A 3,056-nucleotide genomic window follows, 5' to 3' on the forward strand; every position below is an offset into this window, starting at 1 on the left:
AGTCCAGCCACGGATCCCAAATCTGCGCCTGCCGGTCGGCCAATGCCTCACCAGCCGCAGCGCGATAACAAAAATTGTCCGTCTCGCCATAGGCCGCAATGGCGGCGGCAAAACCATCATGGTCCGGCGCGATCCGGTCGATAGCTGCATTGGCAAACCCCGTATTGGGCATCAGCACGGGGTTCACATTTTTTTCGACAGCCTCCCATTCAGCCACAACGGCGTCCGCCATTTTTTGCGAGGGTAGCGCCAGCAGATTGCCCGTTGGCGTCTTTACCGGACGGCCATCAAGCCGAACGGCGTACCCAAAATCGGTAGCTTCAAGCGTAACCGCTTTCCAAAATCGCCTCATATATCAGGTGTACTTTTCCATCTTTTCGATAGCAGGACGGGCAGTAGCATAAAGCCTATCATGCCGACCAGAAACAGCAGATAACCAATAGCTTTGGGCAATCCAAATGCTTCCCGTGCGATGACGGCTAAGCCGACAACCAACATGACCGCACCCGTGATCCGGCAAAGGTTGATAACCAGAAACCGGTATTGCGCGCGTGTTTCTGCGCGTGATTTATCGTCTGTGGGTGTCATGCAAAATCCATGAGATAGGTTTTAAGGTCGTCCATGCTTTCGGCGATATAGTCTGCACCTGCTTCGCGCAGGTCCTCCACGCTATGATAGCCCCAGTTCACCCCCACGGTCCGCGTGCCTGCCGCACGGCCCATGTGAATGTCATATACCGTATCGCCAATGACCACTGCGTTGCGTGCATCGGTGCCGGCATCGGCCAGCGCTTGATAAACCATTGACGGGTGCGGTTTGGACGGATGGCGATCGGCGGTTTGCAGCGTGACGAATAAGCCCGTGATGGCGTGATGGTCGAGGCAGCGGATCAGACCGCGATCAGACTTGCCCGTCGCCACGCCCAACAGCCATCCGCCGGCATCCATTTCCGATAACAACGATGCCATCCCGTCGTACAGGGGTTCATCGACTAAGCCATTGTTGCGCAATGTAAGGAACGCAGCCCGGTAATGTTCGGCCATGTCCTGGTGGCATTTATCCTCTGCATCCGGCAACAAAACGCGCATGGATTCTACTAACGATAACCCAACCACCCGCCGGATATCATGCCGCCGCGGCGGGGTCAGCCCAGCGCCCTCAAACGCATGCTCCATGGCCATGCAGATATTCGCTTGGCTGTCGACTAAGGTCCCGTCGCAATCGAATATGGCAAGGCGATGCGTCATTCAGGGAGATTACGCATCGCGTCGGCAACTGCAGTATTGCCGGCCACCGCCGCGCCATTTGCCGCTGCCTCCCGCATAGCTTCGCTTTTGTTTTGTCCAAGCTTCAGCGTGCTTCGCCATGTGGTGACGTGCATTTCAAACCCGTAAATGCCGCGCAGCATTTTTTCGAACAGGCCATCCGTCATTTTGGCGCGTGTCCAAACGGGTTTGGGCGTCAATTTCAATTCTTGGGAATAAGACAAAGCATCCGATTGAACGATCAACTCCGCCTCGTCCATTTTACGAGCAGACCCCACCAACTCGACCGCCACATAATTCCATGTAGGAACCTGATCAGGGGTGCCATACCAATCCGGACTGATATAGCCATCAGGCCCGTTTATAACGAACAGCGCCTCTGCCCCATCAAGATATCGGGCAATCGCGTTGCTGCGCGCCATATGAAAACCGATACGGTCCTCGCCAAGAAATACGAATGGCAGATGAGCCACATGCGGCCCGTCTTGGGTATTGAGGAATAGCATGCCAAAGCCGACTTCCTGCGCAAAAGCGCGCATAGCGGCGCGGTCTTCCCACCGAAACGCAGCATTAGGATGCATTAAGTCCTCCCCTTGGGTGCAACCTTTTTCGCCGCAGGTTTTTTGCCAGGCGCCTTGCCCGTCACAGCCTTTTTAATCACTGGCTTTTTCGCGGCGATTTTTTTGCCAGCTGCCATTTGGCTGCGTTTATTGTCCTTTGGCTTGTCGCTTGTTGATCCGCGTGAGCGGCGTTCGCCCTTGCGTTCTTTGCGCGCGGATTTTGCGATGTTAGCAGCGACGCGTTTCTTGCCTTCGGCGGTTTCGCTGAATTTGGGCGCGTCCAATACCAGCGCATCACCCAGCTCAATGTCGAAACCCAAATCGTCAAAGCTTGCCTTCATATGCGGCGGCATATCGGCGCGGACGTCAATCTGATGCCCCGACGGGTGGTCGATGCGGATACGGCGGGCGTGGAGATGCATTTTACGGCTTATCGTGCCTGTCAGAAACGCTTCCTTGCCGCCATATTTGCCGTCGCCGACAATCGGGTGGCCAATAGCGGCCATATGCACGCGCAACTGGTGCGTCCGGCCCGTATAGGGTTGCAGCTCAACCCAAGCCGTGGCGTTGCCCGCGCGTTCGACGATGCGGTAGCGGGTGCGTGCGGACTGCCCCTCTTTTTCATCCACATGCATTTTTTCGCCGCCACTGCCCGGCTGTTTGCCGATGGGCAAGTCGATGAAACCATCGGCAATGTCCGGTACGCCGACAACCAGTGCCCAATAGACCTTACGCGCGGTGCGGGACGAAAATGCCTTGGCAAAATGCCCTGCCGACCGCGACGTACGCGCCAGCAACAATGCGCCCGACGTGTCCTTGTCCAAACGGTGGACAAGCTTTGGCCGGTTATCCAATTCAAAGCCCAAGGCGTCCAGCAAACCATCAACATGATTTTCGGTCTTGGTCCCGCCCTGCGTTGCCAAACCCGCTGGCTTATTGATCACCAACGCAGCGTCATCCTTGTGAATCACCATGCTCAGCGCGAATTCCATCTCGTCACTCGTCAGCTCGCGGCGAATGCGTGTTGGCCGCGCGCTTGAGGATGCAGAAGCATCAGCAGGCGGCACGCGCAGGGTTTGCCCCGCAAGCAATCGGTCGCCGGGTGTGGCGCGCTTGCCATCGACGCGCAATTGCCCGGTACGCGCCCAACGCGATACGATGTTGAACGAAGCATCGGGCAAATGCCTTTTGAACCATCGGTCCAGCCTTATGCCGTCATCATCCGGGGCAA

General features: G+C 56.7%; 5 protein-coding genes. All 5 read right to left on the reverse strand.

Annotated features, from left to right (window positions below; genetic code table 11):
• A partial coding sequence (locus ACIQ2T_RS12865) for an ATP12 family protein (RefSeq protein ID WP_397591149.1) occupies positions 1–352 on the reverse strand: 352 nt, incomplete at its 3' end.
• On the reverse strand, positions 349–588 hold the full coding sequence (locus ACIQ2T_RS12870; RefSeq protein ID WP_397591150.1) for a hypothetical protein: 240 nt from the start codon (positions 586–588) through the stop codon (positions 349–351). The genes ACIQ2T_RS12870 and ACIQ2T_RS12865, both read right to left, overlap by 4 nt.
• Entirely contained in the window at positions 585–1,247 is a 663-nt protein-coding gene (locus ACIQ2T_RS12875) for an HAD-IA family hydrolase (RefSeq protein WP_397591151.1), read from the reverse strand. Before ACIQ2T_RS12875 ends, ACIQ2T_RS12870 begins: the two co-directional genes overlap by 4 nt.
• A complete protein-coding gene (locus tag ACIQ2T_RS12880) occupies positions 1,244–1,846 on the reverse strand; it encodes an FMN-binding negative transcriptional regulator (RefSeq protein WP_397591152.1) in 603 nt (200 codons plus the stop codon). The genes ACIQ2T_RS12875 and ACIQ2T_RS12880 overlap by 4 nt, the downstream gene beginning before the upstream one ends.
• Positions 1,846–3,056: RluA family pseudouridine synthase (locus ACIQ2T_RS12885; protein ID WP_397591153.1), on the reverse strand; the 1,211-nt coding region annotated here is incomplete at its 5' end. The genes ACIQ2T_RS12880 and ACIQ2T_RS12885, both read right to left, overlap by 1 nt.

This window comes from Sphingorhabdus sp., assembly GCF_044357595.1.
Taxonomy (GTDB): Bacteria; Pseudomonadota; Alphaproteobacteria; order Sphingomonadales; family Sphingomonadaceae; genus Sphingorhabdus_B.

Coding starts and splice junctions, on each gene's coding strand:
- ACIQ2T_RS12870 (WP_397591150.1), bottom strand. CDS start 588: ATGACACCCACAGACGATAAATCACGCGCAGAAACACGCGCGCAATAC.
- ACIQ2T_RS12875 (WP_397591151.1), bottom strand. CDS start 1,247: ATGACGCATCGCCTTGCCATATTCGATTGCGACGGGACCTTAGTCGAC.
- ACIQ2T_RS12880 (WP_397591152.1), bottom strand. CDS start 1,846: ATGCATCCTAATGCTGCGTTTCGGTGGGAAGACCGCGCCGCTATGCGC.